Source organism: Pseudomonas cichorii (assembly GCF_019719005.1).
Lineage (GTDB): Bacteria > Pseudomonadota > Gammaproteobacteria > Pseudomonadales > Pseudomonadaceae > Aquipseudomonas > Aquipseudomonas cichorii_E.
In genome coordinates, this window is sequence record NZ_JAIGPJ010000006.1 from 61,945 (window position 1) to 80,725 (window position 18,781).

Consider the following 18,781-nt stretch of genomic DNA (forward strand, 5'->3'; position numbering starts at 1 on the left):
GCCCCAGGGTGTTTCCAGGGCCTCAGTTGGCCATGGAAACGCCCTCGGCTGACGCATACATCCAGCGCATCAACGAGTTGCGCCCGCTGATCCCCAGCTTGACGGCGGCGCGGCGCTGATAACTGCCCACGGTATTGACCTTCAGCGTCAAACGCTCGGCCTGTTCCAGGGCCGTATGCCCGGCCAGCAGCCCGAGACAGACCTGTGTTTCCCGCTCGGAAAGCGTCAGGCCGGTTTCGCGAAGGCGCTCGTGGAAGCGGTCTTCAAGGCTTTCAGTTTTGTTGGCCTCGGCTCTGGACAAGACAGCCTGTAAGGCTTCCACATGTTTTTCGAGTATCGAAAACAGAAACGGAGAGATGTCTTTCAACCGACGACGCTCGCCAGCGGAGAAACAGAGCGAAGGAGGCGCACGGAAAACCGTGATTCGGCAGCAGTAGCCATCGGACTCCTGCAATGGGTAAAGGTGAACCGAATCCGTGAACATACTGAGGGCGCGTGGTGAGGTGACGGTTTCGTCAAACATCGCCCGAGCGCTGGAGTGCTCGGATTGCAGGGGCTGTGGCAGCGCATGAAGATGTGCGGCATCGATTCCAAGCTGCGTATTGATCAGCTCCTGAAACGCACGTGAGAAATTCCGACTACCAATACTGGCGATGACTGGGCCAATTTGCGGAAACAGATTATGGGGCATTTTTTCATCCATGATGATGTAGCGGGACCCATTTTCGACGTCAATAAAGAGATCTCGGTCACGAATGTGAATGTGCGTGATTGCTTGTATATACATTTTGATGTAGCAAAAAGCCAGGGTTTGAAAGGCTTCAGACGAGCTGAGAGGTGAAGTTTTATGGGGCTATATTGCCTTCAAATCAACATCTTGCCGTTGATATCTAAAGCGATAAGGAGGATAGGACAGCCGAGTTGTGTACTGGATTCTGTACGCATTCTGTTACATGTTTGCGACTTTGGCAGGGTATACATCAGGGTTTTTCGAGGACGATAAAAAACGGCGCACAAGGGGGTTGTGCGCCGGCTGCCAACGGAGTGGCCAGTTTCGGGTCTACAGCTGGGAATCGATCAGCGCACCAGGCAAGGCTGCTTGTTGTTGAACGTCCAGTCCGGAATCAGGTACTGCATGGCGGTGGCGTCGTCACGGGCACCCAGCCCCATGCCCTTGTAGACTTCATGGGCCTTTTGCAGGGCGTCCATATCCAGTTCGATCCCAAGGCCCGGCTTTTTCGGCACGGCCACAAGGCCTCCCTCGATTTTCAGCGGCTCTTTGGTCAGGCGCTGTCCGTCCTGCCAGATCCAGTGGGTGTCGATGGCGGTGATCTGGCCAGGAGCGGCAGCCGCAACCTGGGTGAACATCGCCAGGGAAATATCGAAGTGGTTATTGGAATGTGAACCCCAGGTCAGCCCCCACTCATTACACATCTGCGCGACACGCACCGAACCCTGCATGGTCCAGAAGTGCGGATCGGCCAGCGGAATATCCACCGACTGCAATTGAATGGCGTGGCCCATCTGACGCCAGTCGGTCGCGATCATGTTGGTTGCGGTGCGCAAGCCGGTGGCGCGACGGAACTCGGCCATGACTTCACGCCCGGAGAAACCGTTTTCCGCACCGCACGGGTCTTCGGCATACGCCAGCACATGATGCTGGTCGCGGCACAGGCGGATGGCTTCTTTCAATGACCAGGCGCCGTTCGGGTCCAGTGTGATGCGCGCGTCCGGGAAGCGCTCGGCCAGGGCCGTGACCGCTTCGATCTCTTCATCACCGCGCAACACGCCGCCTTTGAGCTTGAAATCCTTGAAGCCATAACGCTCATAGGCCGCTTCAGCCAGGCTGACGATCTTTTCCGGGGTCAGGGCTTCTTCGTTGCGCAAGCGGAACCAGGCGTTATCGGCATCGGCCTCCGAGCGATAGGCCAGGTCGGTACGGGTGCGATCGCCGACATAGAACAGATAGCCCAGCATTTCCACTGCATCCCGTTGCTGACCTTCACCGAGCAGGGCGCATACCGGCACTTCCAGGTGCTGGCCAAGCAGATCCAGCAGGGCGGATTCCACGGCCGTGACGGCATGGATGGTGATACGCAGATCGAAGGTTTGCAGGCCACGGCCGCCGACGTCGCGATCGGCAAAGGCGGTTCGGACCTGTTTCAGCAGATGCTGGTAATTGCCGATGGACTGGCCGATCAGCAGGTCCCTGGCGTCTTCCAGGGTTTTGCGAATACCTTCGCCGCCCGGGACTTCGCCGACGCCGATATGGCCGGCGTTGTCCTTGAGGATCAGCACGTTTCGAGTGAAGTACGGGCTGTGGGCGCCGCTGAGGTTGAGCAGCATGCTGTCGTGGCCCGCAACGGGAACGACCTGCAGTTCAGTGATGACCGGAGCGCCGCGTGTTACCTGGCTGGAAGTCTGAGCAGTCATGAATCAAAGTCCTTTCTTGTTGTGAGTCAGCGAGGAGTGTGAGGAGCGGCTGGCGAATCAGCCTGTAGCGGCTTGTCTTCCAGCGGATCACTGATCCCCTTGAGGTGAATGCGCTTGATATCGCCCACGATGAACAGGTAGCTGATGGCGGCGATCAAGGCGTTGGCGCCGACAAAGACCAGGGCCATCTTGAACGAGCCGGTGGCGGCGATGATGTAACCGATCACGATAGGTGTGCTGATCGAGGACAGGTTGCCGATGGTGTTGAACAGGCCGCCAGCCAGACCGGCGATCTGTTTCGGGGAGGTATCGGATACCACCGCCCAGCCCAGCGCCCCGACGCCCTTGCCGAAAAAGGCCAGCGCCATGAACGCGACAACCATCCAGTCGGCTTCGACGTAGTTGCAGATGATCATCGACATCGACAGCAGCATGCCGACGACGATAGGCGTTTTACGCGCCACGCTCAGGGAGTTGCCGCGTCGCAGCAGCATGTCCGAGAACACACCGCCCAGCACGCCACCCAGGAAACCGCAGATGGCAGGCAGTGAGGCGATGAGGCCAGCCTTGAGGATGGTCATGCCGCGCTCCTGGACCAGGTACACAGGGAACCAGGTCAGGAAGAAGTACGTCAGCGAGTTGATGCAGAACTGCCCGAGATAGACACCGGCCATCATGCGGTTGGTGAGCAGTTGACGGATGTAATCCCATTTCGGGCCGCCATCGGCTTTCTTTTTCCTGTCATCGAGATCTATCAGGCCGCCGTTTTCGGCGATGTAGCGGACTTCTTCAGCGTTGGCCAGCGGGTGATCCTTCGGGCTGTAGATGACCTTCATCCAGATCATCGAGAACACGATGCCTATGGCGCCCATGAAGATGAATACGTACTGCCAGCCGAAGCGGTAGACGATCCAGCCCATCAGCGGTGCGAACAGGGCTGTGGCGAAGTACTGGGCCGAGTTGAAAATCGCCGAAGCCGTACCGCGTTCCTTGGTCGGGAACCATGAAGCCACGATGCGCGCATTGCCCGGAAAGGAGGGCGCTTCGGCCAGACCGACCATCATGCGCAGCAGGATCAGCACCACCACCGCCGTGCCGACCCCGAACTCACCGATATAGCCTTGCAGCAGGGTGAACAGAGACCAGGTGAAGATGCTTGCCGCGTAGACCTTCTTGGAGCCGAAGCGGTCCAGCAGCCAGCCGCCGGGGATCTGGCCAAGCACATAGGCCCAGCCGAAAGCGGAAAAGATGTAGCCGAGGGTAATGGAGTCGATACCCAGGTCTTTCTGGATGCTGGACCCGGCAATGGAGATGGTTGCGCGGTCGGCAAAGTTGATCGTGGTCACCAGAAACAGCATGAGCAGGATCAGATACCGGGCGCGGGTTTTCTTCGGTTCTTGCATGGATGACGCTCCCACTAGTTGTTTTTATGCGGGTAGATAAGTGTGAGCAGGGCAAGCCGACTCATCCGTTGTCGTACAACGATAACGTTATCATTATTCAGATAACGTTATCATTCAAGCCCAGAACAGCAGATTTTTTGAAAACGAAGGGGGATCAGGTGCTGGCGCGTTCGATCAGCGAGAAGCCACTGTCGAAGTGGGTGACCGAGGTATCACCCTCAAAGCGGCGCAATAGAGCCTGTGCGACTTCATGGCCCATCAGTGTGGAGTTGACGCTGATGGTCGACAGCGCCGGTTGCGCGAACCGACTGTTGGTCGTATCGCCGAAGCCCAGCACGGCAATGTCCTGGGGAACCCGCAAACCCAACTCTGTGGCCTGGGCGAGTACGCCCATGGCGACGGTATCGGAACTGCAGAACACCAGTTGCGGGCGCTCGGGGCGCAGCAGCAGACGCTTGAGTCCTTCGCGGCCCACTTCCCAGGTCGCGGGCAAAGGCAGCACCTCGACTGGCACTTCAGACAGGCCATGTTGTTCCAGGCGTTGAATCAGGCTGTTGCAGCGGCGAATCCCGCGAGGATCGTCGACCGTGATCACCGAAAAGCGCTCATAGCCTTTGGCGACGAAGTGATCGGCCACAAATTCACCCACCTTTTCATGGGAGAAACCGACCTGCATATCCAGCGCCGTGTCGCTCAGGTCCCAGGCCTCGACCACCGGAATACCGGCGCTGGCCAGCCGGGCGCGGCTGCCTTCGGTGTGCAGCGTACCGGTCAGCACGATACCGTCGGGGCGACGACCAAGAATGGCTTCCAGCAGAGACTCTTCCTTTTCCGGGGAGTAGCCGGTGGGGCCAAGCAACGACTGATACCCGGCGTCCGTCAGGCGATCCATGATGGCTTGCACGGCAATGGCAAAAATCGAGTGGGCAATGGTGGGCAGCAGGATAGCTACCAGCTTGCTTTTGCTGCTGGCAAGGCTGCCAGCCAGAAGATTGGGCACATAACCCATGGCCTTGACCACTTCCAGCACCCGCTCACGGGTTGCATCGCTGACCAGCTCGGGACGATTGACCGCGCGAGAAACCGTGATGGGGGAAACCCCGGCTGCACGCGCTACATCGATGACCGTGACCGGTGCATCGCCTGTGCCCGTTGCATTGATGAGATCCCTTCTGGATTTTCTTGCCACGGATGTCCTGACTGCGCTGATCAATGAGTGGGAAGCTCGCTGTATCAAGGCTTTCCCGAGGGTGGCGGGCATTTTACGAAAGGATGCAGGGCAGGGCAAACCATGACGTGTGAAACCACCCGCTAAATAAAGTATCGCTGGTGTGGGCGGATGATTACGATGAACAACATTCAGCAAGGATCGGGGTTGGGAAACGATGCACCAGTCACTCATGGCCAGGGTAGCGGCCAGCATGGCATTCATGATTCTGGCCATGGGATGCACCCGTCAGCCAGAGGCTGAAAAAACCATTACACACCACGCGAGTTTTCAGGCGTATCTGCAGGATACACGGCAGGAAATTCGTGATCGGCGTCTTTTCCAGACTGAAAGCCGTGACAATGAGCTGGTGTGGAACGCCCCTTTCGAGATCCGTCCTGCAGCACCGTCCGGCAAGGCGCTGCTCTTGCTGCATGGGCTGGGAGATTCACCCTGGTCATTCGTTGACGTCGCTCAGGATTTCGCCGATCAGGGCTATGTCGTGCGTGTTGCATTGCTGCCAGGGCATGGCACCCGGCCTGAAGACCTGATCGACATCCACCTGGAAGAATGGCAGCAACTGGTGCAGGAGCAGGTTGCACTGCTACGACAGGAGTTCCCTGAGGTTTACCTGGGCGGGTTTTCGACCGGTGCCAATCTGGCGCTCGCCTATGCCATGAAGGATCCCGCCATCAATGGCCTTGTGCTGTTTTCACCGGCCATCCGCTCCAGTGCCACCTTCGATTGGGTCACGCCATGGCTGGCCCATGTCAGGACCTGGATCGTCCCGCCCAACGAGTCTCGTCCGCAGCAATCGCCCGTACGCTATTACAACGTGCCTACGAACGGTTTCGCCCAGTTCTACCGCAGCAGCGTGGCGGTTCGCAGCTTTATAGAACATGAAAACTTCGACCGGCCCGTGGCCATTGTTCTCAGTGAAAAGGACTCCGTGGTCGACGTGCAGTATGTGCGAGAACTGTTCAGCAGCCGCTTTACAAACCCTGCCAGCCGATTGATCTGGTATGGCCAGGAAAAGGCCGGCGCACCGGATTCATCACGCATCCTGACCCGCACAGATCGCCTGGCGGACGAGCGTATCAGCCAGTTTTCCCATATGGGCATCCTGTTTTCGCCGCAAAACGCTCTGTATGGTCGATCGGGGAAACTGCGTTTCTGCTGGAATGGCCTGAATGCCAAGGATGTTGCGCGTTGTGAGGCAGGGGAAGAGGTATGGTATTCCGAGTGGGGCTATCGTGAATCGGGCAAGGTGCATGCGCGCCTGACTTACAACCCGTACTTTGCGTGGCAATCGCAGGTTATCCGAGGGGTGCTGGAGGCTGCGAAACCGAAGGGGTGAGTCGTGGGAGCGAATTCATTCGCGAAAAGCTTCACGAATGAATTCGTTCCTACAGGGTTTTTACCACCTGAAATTGACGGAAGTCACCAGCTCGCGCTCATCGCCGTAACGGCAAATCGCAAATTCACAGTAGGTGTATTTCTTGTTCGTCACGTTGTTGGCGTTAAGGGCAATGTCCCAGTTCTTGTCGATCTGGTAGCTGGCCATGGCGTCAAACAGGAAGTAAGCCGGCATCTGCGACTCGATACCCGAAGCCTGGGTTGTGCCCTTGTAGCGCGCACCACCACCAATCTTCAGTTGCGGAATGCCGAACAGGGCGAAGTTGTAGTCGGTCCACAATGCGGCCTGATGATAAGGCGTATCTTCGCTGCGTTGGCCCACTTCGGCTTGGATCGCACTTTCGGTAATGCGTGCATCGGTGTAGGCATAGGTGGCAATGACGCTGAGTTGCGGCGTTACATCGGCCTTGGCTTCAAGTTCAAATCCACGGGAGCGCTGTTCGCCCACTTGTGAGACATTCCCGGCAAGGTCAGGCCTCAGAACGTTTTTCTGAGTCAGCTCATAAACAGCTGCACTCAACAGGATATTGCTGCCAGGGGGCTGGTAGCGAATACCCATTTCATACTGCTTGCCTTCGGTCGGTGCGAAGCTCTGGGTAGGCGCATCCGCCACCGATACCGGGAAGAAGGATTCGCTGTAGCTGATGTATGGAGCCAGGCCGTTATCTGCCTGGTACACCAGGCCTGCGCGCCAAGTGGTTGATTCGTCCGACTGGTGCCGTTTCTGGCCGTTGGCAAAAGCTCTCTGATCCTGGTTAGCCCAGTCGTGGCGACCACCGAGTAGCAGCAGCCAGTGATCGTCGAACTTGATCTGGTCTTGCAGATAGACTCCGGTCTGCAGGGTATCGATCTGAGAGCCACGTTCAAGGGCCAGCGCCTTGTTCACTACCACCGGCTGCCCATAGTTGTAGGTGGCGAGATTCAAAGAGGGCGCGTTGCCCCTGAAGTTATGCGAGTCATAGGATGCATCATAGGTGTCGGCACCGATCAGAAAAGTGTTTTCCACACCGCCGATGTTCCAGCGTGCTTCGACGTTTGTATCGCTGGCCAAGGCCCTGGAGCGCTCGTGACGGTCGCTGTACTGGCGAGTCAGCAAGCCATTTCTGGCAGCCGAATTGACAGCCGCTATTGCTGCGGCGTTATTGTTCGGGATCTGCAAGTACTTCCACTTCATCTCCGCTTCGTAATAACGCAGCTTGTTGCTGATGCGGATGTTGTCGTTGAAGTTATGCTCGAACTCATAACCGATGGCGGACATTTCGCCATTCATGTCGTCGTAGCCGGGCTCACCGATGAAGTCGTGACGGCCAATGGTAAAGGGGCCGTTGCCGAGGCCTTTGACGAGCTGATAAGGCAGTGGCGCCGAGAAGCGCGTGTCGCTTTTCTGGTGGAAAGCCAGCAAGGTCAGTGACGTGTCTTCATTGGGACGCCAGGTCAGGGCCGGAGCAATGTAGAGCTTGTCGTCATTGATATGGTCCTGCTGAGTGCCACTGTCGCGTTGCAACAGGGTCAGGCGATAGCTGAGGGTATCGCTGTCGCCCAGCGGGCCGCTGAAGTCGCCCGTCAGTTGCTTGCGATCATTGTTGCCGTATTGCAGACCCAGCTCATGAAGCGGGGTGTCGGTCGGACGCTTGCTGACGCCGTTGACGAATCCGCCAGGCGACAACTGGCCGTACAGGACCGAGGCCGCGCCACGGATCACTTCCACACGCTCAAGGCCGTAGGGTTCCTGAACGCCGTCGTAGGAGTTGTTCTGCAAGCGCAGGCCGTCACGCAGCGAACCACCGGTAGCAGACTCTACGTCGAAACCGCGGATACGGAAGCGGTCGGACGTGCGATTGAAGCTCGATGGCTGGCTGGTGAAGCCCGGCGTATAGCTCAGGGCATCGGCCAGGGTGTCGGACTTGCGGTCGTTGATTTCATCGGCAGTCACCACGGACAGCGACTGCGGTGTTTCGGTGATGGCCGCGTTGGTCTTGGTGGCACTGGTATTGCGCAGGGCAACCTTGCCGGCCAGCGGGGCAGTCGGGTTTTCCGGGGTGTCGGCGTTGATGTTGATATTGGTGAGTTGAACGGCATTCTTGTCGGATGCTTCGTCCGCCGCGATTGCCTGCGCCGAGATGACGCTGCTCAAAGCCAATGCCAGGGTGGTCAGGTGAAACACAGGAGGGCGTCGTGTGTAACGGTTTTCGGTGCTAACTGTTGTTTTTCTTTCAAGCATCGAGGGAGTCCTTGGATTTACATTTTGACTTTAGGAATAGCCATATGCCCTGCATCCTGTGCCATCAGCGGCTCAACCGGGCTGGTATCGACGGGCCGTACTTTATCTGTAAATGATAAGGTTTAGCATTAAGATTGTTGCGTAGGTACAGATTTATTTCATTTTCGATACATTCTGTGGCCCACTGATGCCCCTGATAGCCTGACGGGACGAAAAAACGATGCAGGGCATTGCTCGATGAGTGATTCGATTAGCCCTCTCCCGTGCGGAGGGAAGGCCATGCTGAAAGCCACCGGAGTGCGGTTGAGCTATGGCGAACAGCAGATTCTCAATGGTGTCAGCCTGGACATTCCCGAAGGCCGTTTCACGGCGCTGATCGGTGCCAATGGCTGCGGTAAGACCACCTTGCTCAATGTGCTTGCACATATGCTGCGCCCGAACGCAGGCGAGGTTCAGGTGGCCGGCAAGCCGCTGCGCCAGTATTCACGTCGGGCGCTGGCACAACAGATGGCATTGCTGCCTCAGCGTGCGACATCACCCGCTGGCATGAGCGTGCGTGAACTGGTGATGCAGGGGCGTTTCCCCTGGCAGAGCTGGTGGCGCCAATGGTCCGAGCAGGACCAGCAGGCCATCGACCGTGCCATCGAGCTGACCGGTATCCACTCTCTGCTCGATCGTTCGCTGGCAACCCTGTCGGGCGGGCAGTTGCAGCGCTGCTGGATTGCCATGACCCTCGCTCAGGATACGCCGGTGATTCTGCTGGACGAGCCCACCACCTTTCTTGATATCGCCCATCAAATCACGCTGCTCGAACTGCTGGTGGATCTTCGCGAGCAGGGCAAGACCATCGTGGCAGTCCTGCATGACCTGAACCAGGCCGCACGTTACGCCGATCATCTGGTGATGATGCGCGGCGGTCGTTTGCTGGCCCAGGGCGCGCCTGCCGAGGTGTTCACCCGGGAAAACCTCAAGGCAGTCTTCGATCTGGATGCACACATCATCACCGACCCTTATTCCGGCGACCCGTTATGCGTCCCGCAGTCGAACCGAAGCAAGTCGCTGCCCGTGCAGGAGGCGATGTGAGTCACGGTCTACGGTTGCCGGTCTGGCTGGGTCTGTTGATGGCAATCGCCCTGGCCGCACTGATTCATCTGGCGGTTGGCGCAAAAAGCATTCCCTGGCACGAAACCTGGCAGGCACTGGTTGCCTATGTGCCGGGCAATCCCGATCACAGTGTCATTCGTGGCAGTCGCCTGCCGCGCCTGCTGGTCGCGCTGCTGGTCGGTGCCAGCCTCGGGCTTGCCGGTACCATCATGCAGGCAGTCGGCGATAACCCGCTGGCCGATCCGGGGATTCTCGGTATCAACAGCGGCGCGGCACTGTTCGTGGTGTTCGGGCTGCTGGTGATGCCGGGCAACGATTTGTCGATGATTCCGTTATTTGCCTTTGCCGGTGCGCTGACGGCTGCCATCGGCGTCCTGCTGCTGGCGGGCAGGGGCCATAACCCGATTCGATTGACGCTGTCGGGTGCCATGATTGCGGCGCTGTTCAGTGCAATCACTTCAATTCTGTTGCTGCTCGATCAGCAAGGCCTCGACAGCCTGCGGCGCTGGCTGAGCGGCTCCATCGGCGTGACCGGCGGCACCATGCAGACCTGGGTCTGGCCTTATGTCTTGCTGGGCATGTTTCTGTGTCTGCTCAATGTGCGGGCCTTGAATGCTCACCGGCTGGGGCCGCAAGCGGCTGCCGGCATGGGGGTCAGCTTGTTGCGGATGCGCGTGTTCGGGCTGGCCTCGGTGGTCCTGTTGTCCGGGTGTGCGGTGGCGCTGGCAGGGCCTATCGGTTTTGTCGGGCTGGTGGTACCCCATGCGGCGCGCCTGCTGTTTGGCGATGATTATCGTCGTCTGCTGCTGGCCGCGCCCTTGCTTGGCGCGTTGCTGCTGATTCTGGCGGATATTGCGGCGCGCACCGTGGTCAGTCCGTTCGAGCTCAATACCGGTATCGTGACGGCCCTGATCGGCGGTCCCGTTTTTGTCATCCTGGTACTGAGGAAGGTCAAATGAGGCGCGCCGGACTGACCTTGCCCAGAGCCTTGCCGTTGCTGCCCTGGATTGCCCGGCCCATCGACCTGATTTCAGTGGTGGTGCTGACAGGAGCTGTGATCGGGCTGGCCCTTTATGCGCTGACCGTTGGCAGTTTTTCCCTGAGTGTTGCCCAGGCCTGGCAGGCAGTGCTGGCACCCGAACAAGCCAGCCCGACAGTCCGCAATCTGCTCTGGGAGCTGCGCTTGCCCCGTGTGGTGCTGGCGATCCTGGCGGGGGCGGCCATGTCCCTGGCCGGCCTGCTGATGCAGTCGTTGACCCGCAATCCGCTGGCGGCGCCCGGTCTGGTGGGTGTGGAGTCGGGCGCCAGCGTCACCATGCTGCTGATCATCGTGCTCTGGCCCGGGCTTCTGCCGCTGGAACTGTATCCATTGGCGGCGCTGGCCGGTGGCCTGGCGGTGGCGTTCTTTGTGGCGCTGTTGTCCTGGCGTCAGGGCATCTCGCCGCTGCGCCTGATTCTGGTGGGCGTCGGGCTTACTGCCATGCTGAGCGCGGTCGCCGATCTGTTGATCACTTACGGCAATATCGATCAGGTGGAGTCGGCACTGATGTGGCTGGGTGGCAGCCTGCATCGGGCCGGCTGGGCGCAGGTCCACAGCCTGGGGTTCTGGTTGGTGCTGGCGGGTGTGCCGCTGTTGTTCTGTCATCGGCAGTTGAACCTGCTGCAACTGGGGGAAAAGGTTGCGCTCAGCCGAGGCTTGAATGTCACGGGTGTCATGGTTTCCTTGTTGCTGTGCAGCGTCATGCTGACAGCGGCGGCTGTGGCGAATGTCGGCACCATGACTTTTGTCGGGCTGGTTGCTCCGCATCTGGCGCGGCAACTGGCGGGTGATCGCCATGGCGCCTTGATGCCCTTGTCGGCGCTGTTCGGGGCGCTGCTGGTTCTGGCTGGCGACACACTGGGAAGGGGCATCTTTCCGCCCTTGCAGCTACCGGCCGGGCTGGTGGTCGCCATTATCGGTGCGCCTTATCTGATGGTGTTATTGGCGCGACAGCGCAATCGCTGAAACAAAATTGTCTGGGGGTAAGTGCGGGTGAAAGGATTTTTCCGGGGTGTGGCGTGCATGTTGTGTGTGCCTCTGGCATTGCTGGCCGTAAAGGTGAACGCTGCAGAAACCAGGGTGTTCGAGAACAGCTTTGGCCGGGTCGAAGTGCCTGTGGCACCGCATTGCATCGTGTCGCTGCATGACTTCAGCCTGACCACGCAATTGCTGGAACTGGGCGTCAAGCCGTGCGGCTCCACCGGGCGCAAGAAGCTGTTTTCCGATGTGCTGATTCGCGGTACTCAGGAGCGCTTCGATGTGACGGGCATCCAATACATCGGCTCGCATCAGGCGCCCGATCTGGAAGCGATTGCGGCCTTGAAGCCCGACCTGATCATCGGATTGTCATATCACGCGGATATCAAGGAGAAGCTCAGCAAGATTGCGCCGGTGGTGCTCTTGCCTGCGCGGGAAAGCGATATCAAGACCTACGCCAGGGAACTGGCCGAGCTGGTGGGCAAGCAACAGCGTTACGCGGAAATGCTCGGTGAGTACCAATGGGTCGTCAAGGAGTTCAAGAAACGTGTCAAGGATCCTTCGCGAATCACCGTCACGACGCTTGAGGTCTACACCGATGGTTTCCAGTTGATCGGTCGTGGTGGCATGGATGATGTCATCGCCGATTTTGGCCTGGGACGTGTCCCGGCTTACAGCGCTGCACGGCAGAACGTGCCCTACAGCCTGGAGCGAATTGGCGACTTCAACAGTGATTTCATTATTGATACATATGAAGAGCTGCTAGATTCGGAGACCAGCACGGCGGCCTTCCGGCAGTCGCCGCAATGGCAGAATCTGTTTGCGGTCAAGAATCGTCAGTTCCTTTATCTGAACCGCAGCCGCTATGCCGATACGATGCAAGGCCTGTTAGGTTCAGCCTATTTGCTGATGTCGCATATCGGCGAGCGGGAGAGCGTGCTGCAAGCTCAATAAGTTGTGTCAATTTTGATACAAATGTCATAAATGACAATCATTCTCTATTGATGTTGGTACTCGTTTGTATTAGTTTGTGCTCTCCAAAAAATACGCTTATCGGGATGGCGAGGGGTTCAAATGGAAACGGGTGTGGCGCGTGCACAGGTTCAATCCATGGAGGTTTCTCAAGGGAGCGAACTGACCCTGCCGTTCATCTTTCAGGCGCCGGCTGCCGGCGATACCTGGCAAGCCCATCGCGAGCAGATCCAGCAGGTGGTCGAGGCTGAATTGCCCCGCGCCGGTGGTGTTCTGTTCCGAGGCTTTGCCTTCGAAGGCGAAGCCGACTTTGAAGCGTTTGCCTGTAGCTTCGGCCATGAACTGCTGACCTACGACTACGCTTCCACGCCACGCACCAAACTCAACAACCGCGTCTACACCTCCACCGAATACCCGGCCCATCAGGTCATTCCGCTGCACAATGAACAGTCCTATTCCCTGAACTGGCCGATGAAGATCTGGTTTCATTGCGTGCAGGCGTCCCAGGTCGGCGGAGAAACCCCGATTGCCGACAGTCGTGAGGTCTATCGACAGCTTGATCCGGTCATTCGCCAACGTTTTGCCGACAAGCGCCTGATGTATGTGCGCAATTACGGCAATGGTCTGGATCTGCCATGGCAACAGGCTTTCAACACCGAAGACCGGGCGCAGGTCGAGCAGTTCTGCAAGGCCAGCAATATCGAATTCGAGTGGGATGAAGAGGGCGAGCTTTCAACTCGTCAGGTCTGTCAGGCCGTTGCCCGGCATCCGGTGAGCGGCGAGTGGGTCTGGTTCAATCAGGCGCACCTGTTTCACATATCCAATCTTGCACCGGCGGTACGCGAGACGCTGATTTCCATCGTTGGCGAGGAAGGCGTGCCGCGTAACGTTTTTTACGGCGACGGTTCACCCATCGAGCTGGAAGCTCTTGAGCATGTACGCGCTGTTCTCCAGCGCTGCCAGGTCAGTTTCCCCTGGCAGGCAGGCGACGTACTGATGCTCGACAATATGCTGGTGGCCCACGGCCGCTCGACATTCCAGGGCGCACGCAAGGTCGTGGTCGCCATGGCGGAGCCTGCTTCGGCAAGCTGAGCACTCTCATCTGGAAAGCTGTCGCAATAGACGGCTTACTTCGAACAAGTAGAAAAAGGACAACAAATGGATCGCCTGATGCATCGCTGCTGGCTGCGCGGAATTCGCCTGTCTATAGCCGAAGGCCAGTTAGCCATTGCCCACGGATCACAGGGCGCCTTGAACGATGAGCTGGTAGCCGAACTGCAGGCCAAAAGTCCTGAGGTACTGCGCTGGTTGCAACAGCATCCCGATTATTTCGATGCCCGCCCATTGACGGATAACGAGCAGGCTCTCTGGTTTCTACAGCGTCTGGAGCCTGACAATTGCGCCTATAACATCGCTTATGCCGGGCGCATCAAGGCGCAATTTGTCACCGATGATCTGCCCAAGCGCCTTCAGGATGCCTGGGTCACGGTACAGCAGCGTTACCCGATGTTGTGCACGGCCTATGCAGAGCGTAATGGCGAACTGCTGCAATGGAGTCATCGCGAGCAGATCCAGCCCTTGCAGCGTGTGGCATTGCAGGCCGCAGATGCCGATACCTTGCAGCAACACATTACCGGGCTGGCCGACAAGCCGTTCAATCTGGAAGCCGCCGAGGTCAGCCGTGTTGTCCTGCTGAGCAACTCTCAGGGCGACGTTACCGAATACAGCGTGTTGCTGGTGATTCACCACATCGCTGCGGACCTGGCCACGTTCTACACCGTACTCAATGAGCTGTTCGCGTTGCTCGATGGTCAGTCGCTGGCTCCGGTAAATCCCGACGCGTATCGCGATTATTGCAGTGATCTGCATATTCGCAGCGAAGCGGCCGAACCTGCTGAACTGGCATGGTGGCAGGCGCAACTGGCCGAAGCTCCGCCCCTGGAGTTGCCGACGGATTTCCCTTATGGCAGCAATCAGGCATTCAAGGGCGGCGAGTTGTCGGTTCGTTTCGATCCGGTCGTCACAGCCAGAATCCGCTCAGTCGCCCGAGGCTTGGGTGTAACGCCTTATGTGTTCTGGTTCTCGCTGTTCCAGCAGTTTCTCGGCGTATTGTCCGGGCAGGACGACTTCGTGCTGGGCACTCCCAGTGGCTGGCGTTTGCGCCGTGAGCACCTGAACCTGCCGGGTTATCTGGTCAATCCATTGCCGATCCGCTGTCGTCTGCGCCGCGACGTGTCCAGTGGCGAATGGGCGAAGCAGGTAGACGCTACCGTCAAGCAAGCTCTTCAACACCGCCACTATCCGTTCTCGCGTCTGGTCAAACAGCTCGATTTGCCACGACAGATGGGCAGAGCGCCGCTGTTCCAGCATATGTTCACCCTCAACAAGGAGCGTATTGCGCCTTTCGAGCAGTATGTCGACCGTTTGCTATCGGAGCAGCGTGGCGCAGCCCACGAGCTGAACATGGTGGTCATCGACGAGGAAGAGGGTTTCCTGTGCCGGTGGCGCTACAGCAAGGCGTTGTACCTGCATGAGACTGTCGAGCGTTACCGTGACCAGTTCGTGGCACTGGTCCATGCCGTGCTCGAACAGCCCGAAGTACCCTTTGCCGAACTCGACTGGTTGCCAGCCGAGCAGCAATCGCTGCTCAAGGGTGAAGGCACTCCGCTGGTCCTCAGCAACGCCTGGCAGGCGTTCACTCAACAGTGCGTGCTGAAGCCTGAGTCGATTGCGTTGCAGGATGAAAAGGGCACGCTCAGCTATGCCGAACTGGGTCGTGCCGTGGTTGCCCGTGGCGAGCGCCTGGGTCTGGATCTGGCTGGCGAGCGGATTGCCTTGTGCCTGCCGCGTAGTCGCGAACTGGTAATGCACATGCTCGCCGCCTGGCAGAGTGGCGCGGCTTACCTGGCACTTGACCCGCAATGGCCAGAGTCGCGCCTGCAGGACATCTGCCAGGATGCTGCACCCAAAGTGCTGGTAGGCGAAGGCCCGCGCCCCGAGTGGCTGTCGGAGCAGGTGCGCTGGTTGCCAATCCCGACTGCGCCGTTATTCAGCGACGCGCCGCTACGTGCTGCACTGGCGGCAGATATGACGGCTTACGTGGTGTACACCTCGGGTTCCAGCGGCAAGCCAAAAGGGGTGAAGGTCAGCCATGGCAACCTGATCCATTACGTCACCGGCTGCCTTGAGCGCCTGAACCTCAGTGCCGATGCCAGTCTGGCCAGCCTCGCCAGCTGCGCCACCGACCTTGGGCATACGGCCTTGTTCGGTGCCTTGCTCAGCGGCCGCCGTCTGCGCCTGCTCGCCGAAGAGCTGGCGTTCGACGCGGAAGAACTGGCGGCCGTGCTGGAGCGCGAGCCTGTGGACCTGCTGAAAATCGTGCCGTCACACCTCAATGCCTTGCTGGTCGCCCGAGATTCGCAGCGCTTGCTGCCACGCCGGTGTCTGGTCACGGGCGGCGAAGCGCTGGGCCAGGATCTGGTCAGCCGTTTGCGTAGCCTGAAAACGGACTTGCGCATCGTCAACCACTATGGCCCCAGCGAAACCACGGTCGGTGTCCTGACCCATGAAGTGGATGACAGCGGTGCAGCGCCGCTAGGGCGGCCACTGGCCAATGTTCAGGTCAGCGTCCGTTCACCCGAAGGCGCACTGCTGCCCATTGGTGTCAGCGGCGAGTTGTACATTCAGGGCGCAACCGTCGCGCCGGGTTATCTCAGCGCTCCGCAGGCGGATCACGCCCGTTTTGGTGAGCACGGCTATCGCACCGGCGACCGGGTACGGATCAATCATCAGGGCCAGGTGGAATTTCTTGGCCGGCTCGATGAACAGGTCAAGATCCGCGGCTACAGGGTAGAACCGGCAGAGGTCGCGGCCCAGTTGCGCGCCATGGCGCAGGTCAGCGATGTCCGGGTGCTGAACATCCCGGCGGCCTTGACCGGCAACCGCCTGGTAGCCTTCCTGATTACTCCGCAAGACGCGCTGGCCGAAATCCAGAATGCGCTGCAAACCCAACTGCCGGACTATATGCAACCGGCCCAGTGGCATTGCCTTGAGCGCTTTGCCTTGCTGGCCAACGGCAAGGTCGATCGTCAGGCCTTGATCGCTCTTGCCCAACAGGCGCCGGCTCAGTCGTCGGCGTCAGAGTCGACAGACGATCAGCCCTTGAACGCCGTAGAAAGCACCTTGCTGGATATCTGGCGGACCTTGCTCGGCAAGCCGGAGCTTGGCCCTGACGATAACTTCTTCGCCAATGGCGGCGATTCCATTCTCGGCTTGCAAATCATTGCCCTGGCGCGTCAGCAACAGATTCTGATGACGCCCAAGCAACTGTTTGCCGAGCAAAGCGTGCGGGCCCTGGCGCGAGTGGCGCAGACGCCCCGGAGCAAGCTCGAAAAACGCCTGCTGGACATCGCTCGGGAGATTCTCGACAAGCCGCAACTGAGTGTCGACGATAACTTCTTCACGGCAGGTGGCGACTCGATTCTGAGCTTGCAGATCATCGCCAAGGCCAAGCAACAGCGTCTGCAACTCAAGCCCAAGCAGATCTTCGAATTCCCCACCGTGCGCGGCTGGGCAGAGCAGGTGGTTGATCTTGGCGCGGACAAGGCGGGCGCGGCCTCTGAAGCACTTGAGCCCACCACGGCTTTTGCCCTGACGCCTATTCAGGACTGGTTCTTTGCCCCGCAGCAAAGCCAGCCCGGCTACTGGAACCAGTCGCTCTTGCTGGCGCTGGACGAGCCGCTGGATCAGGCCCGCTTCACCCAGGCAGCGGGCGCGTTGCTCAACCGGCATGCCAGCTTGCGCCTGACTTTCGAGGCCTCGCAAGACGGCTGGCAGCAACGTTATCAGGCCTTTTCCGAGAAACAGGTCGAAGCGCTGCTGCAGGTTGAGGACGAGCCGTTGAGCGAAGCCTTGCTGCAACGCTGGCAGCAGGGTTTCAACCTGGATCAGGCCCCCTTGATCCGCTGGGTGTATTTCTCCCGGAGCCGGGAGTTGCTGTGCACGGCCCATCACCTGCTGGTGGATGCGGTGTCGTGGCAAGTGCTGCTGGAAGAACTGGAAAGCCTGTACCTGCAACCGGATCTGAAGCTGCCGGCCGTTTCGGCGGGTTTTCACGTGTGGAGCGAAGCCTTGCAGCGCCATCGCAACGAGCCAGAGCTCCTGGCTCAGGCGGACTACTGGCGCGAGCAACTGGTTGCTGAAGGCTTGGCCCTTGAGCAGAGCAATAAATACGGCGAGAGCCGCACGCTGGATACACAGCTTTCGGTTGAGCAGACACAACTGTTGCAGGGTGATTGCCACTCAGCCTACGGCACCCAGGTTCAGGACCTGCTGGTGGCCGCACTGGCCGGTGTCATCGGTCAGTGGCAAGGGCGTGACCGGGTCACTCTTGAGCTGGAAAGCCATGGTCGTAGCGGTTGGGAGCAGGCCCCCGATCTGTCCCGTTCCGTGGGCTGGCACACCAGTCGTTATCCATTGGCGGTCAACACGTCCTGGGACCTTGAGTCCTCGATCATCGGCGCCAAGGAAGCCCTGCGCCGTGTGCCCGAGCAAGGCATCGGCTACGGCCTGTTGCGCCAGGATCCGGCTCATGGCCTGGGCGCAGCCTCGCTGCTGACCTTCAACTACCTGGGCCGTGTCGATCAATGGCTGGGGGCGTCCCGTCTCTGGCGTCTATCCCGGCCGATCTGCCCTGGCATGCGCGCCGACGATACCCGCCGCACCCACTGGCTGGATGTGACAGCGCTGGAGAACGAAGGACGGCTGCATATCGAATGGCGCTATGCCCCGCACGTTCACGATCAGGCACTGGTAAACGGATTGGCGCAGCAGTTTGTGCAGCAGATCGGCGCCTTGCTGGAGCACTGCCTGTCTCCAGCGGCTGGCCGCGCCACAGCTTCGGACTTCGCTGACTCAGGCCTGTCCGACGATGAATTCCTGGGACTGCTCGAACAGCTTGAGCAGTGACAACCCTGCGTCCCCTACATTAAAGGTTCGGATACCGTCAG

General features: G+C 59.2%; 12 protein-coding genes. 7 read left to right on the top strand and 5 right to left on the bottom strand.

Annotated elements, in window-relative coordinates:
* Window positions 1-22 precede the first annotated feature (22 nt).
* From K5D32_RS07330 to K5D32_RS07345, 4 genes are all read right to left on the bottom strand, one after another.
* Window positions 23-691: a LuxR C-terminal-related transcriptional regulator gene (locus K5D32_RS07330; RefSeq protein WP_221576233.1), complete on the bottom strand. Its 669-nt coding sequence runs from the start codon at window positions 689-691 to the stop codon at window positions 23-25.
* 386 nt (window positions 692-1,077) lie between these two features.
* The gene (gene gudD / locus K5D32_RS07335; protein ID WP_221576232.1) at window positions 1,078-2,433 is read right to left on the bottom strand and encodes a glucarate dehydratase; all 1,356 of its coding nucleotides are present in this window, start codon (window positions 2,431-2,433) and stop codon (window positions 1,078-1,080) included.
* A gap of 26 nt (window positions 2,434-2,459) precedes the next feature.
* Window positions 2,460-3,836 (bottom strand): MFS transporter, encoded by a 1,377-nt coding sequence (locus K5D32_RS07340; protein ID WP_221593317.1) that lies wholly within the window; start codon window positions 3,834-3,836, stop codon window positions 2,460-2,462.
* A 154-nt stretch (window positions 3,837-3,990) separates the two neighbouring features.
* A complete protein-coding gene (locus tag K5D32_RS07345; RefSeq protein WP_221599614.1) occupies window positions 3,991-5,025 on the bottom strand; it encodes a LacI family DNA-binding transcriptional regulator in 1,035 nt (344 codons plus the stop codon).
* A 196-nt stretch (window positions 5,026-5,221) separates the two neighbouring features.
* Between K5D32_RS07345 and K5D32_RS07350 the strand changes: the two genes are divergently transcribed.
* The gene (locus K5D32_RS07350) at window positions 5,222-6,400 is read left to right on the top strand and encodes a carboxylesterase (RefSeq protein ID WP_260407286.1); all 1,179 of its coding nucleotides are present in this window, start codon (window positions 5,222-5,224) and stop codon (window positions 6,398-6,400) included.
* Between the two features lie 60 nt (window positions 6,401-6,460).
* Here the strand turns inward: K5D32_RS07350 and K5D32_RS07355 are convergent, their stop codons facing one another.
* On the bottom strand, window positions 6,461-8,680 hold the full coding sequence (locus tag K5D32_RS07355) for a TonB-dependent siderophore receptor (protein WP_221599615.1): 2,220 nt from the start codon (window positions 8,678-8,680) through the stop codon (window positions 6,461-6,463).
* A gap of 279 nt (window positions 8,681-8,959) precedes the next feature.
* On the opposite strand from K5D32_RS07355, the gene K5D32_RS07360 reads away from it, so the two are divergent.
* The 6 genes from K5D32_RS07360 to K5D32_RS07385 all read left to right on the top strand — a co-directional run bounded on the left by K5D32_RS07360 (window position 8,960) and on the right by K5D32_RS07385 (window position 18,740).
* Window positions 8,960-9,763 carry an ABC transporter ATP-binding protein gene (locus tag K5D32_RS07360; RefSeq protein WP_221599616.1) on the top strand — a complete coding sequence of 268 codons (804 nt, stop codon included), beginning with the start codon at window positions 8,960-8,962 and terminating at the stop codon, window positions 9,761-9,763.
* On the top strand, window positions 9,760-10,743 hold the full coding sequence (locus K5D32_RS07365) for an iron ABC transporter permease (RefSeq protein WP_221599617.1): 984 nt from the start codon (window positions 9,760-9,762) through the stop codon (window positions 10,741-10,743). Before K5D32_RS07360 ends, K5D32_RS07365 begins: the two co-directional genes overlap by 4 nt.
* The gene (locus K5D32_RS07370) at window positions 10,740-11,789 is read left to right on the top strand and encodes an iron ABC transporter permease (RefSeq protein WP_221576226.1); all 1,050 of its coding nucleotides are present in this window, start codon (window positions 10,740-10,742) and stop codon (window positions 11,787-11,789) included. Before K5D32_RS07365 ends, K5D32_RS07370 begins: the two co-directional genes overlap by 4 nt.
* 27 nt (window positions 11,790-11,816) lie before the next feature.
* Window positions 11,817-12,755, top strand: coding sequence for an ABC transporter substrate-binding protein (locus K5D32_RS07375; RefSeq protein WP_311775773.1), 939 nt, complete (start codon window positions 11,817-11,819; stop codon window positions 12,753-12,755).
* A gap of 156 nt (window positions 12,756-12,911) precedes the next feature.
* Entirely contained in the window at window positions 12,912-13,865 is a 954-nt protein-coding gene (locus tag K5D32_RS07380; protein ID WP_221576225.1) for a TauD/TfdA family dioxygenase, read from the top strand.
* A 66-nt stretch (window positions 13,866-13,931) separates the two neighbouring features.
* On the top strand, window positions 13,932-18,740 hold the full coding sequence (locus K5D32_RS07385) for a non-ribosomal peptide synthetase (RefSeq protein WP_221599618.1): 4,809 nt from the start codon (window positions 13,932-13,934) through the stop codon (window positions 18,738-18,740).
* Window positions 18,741-18,781: the final 41 nt, after the last annotated feature.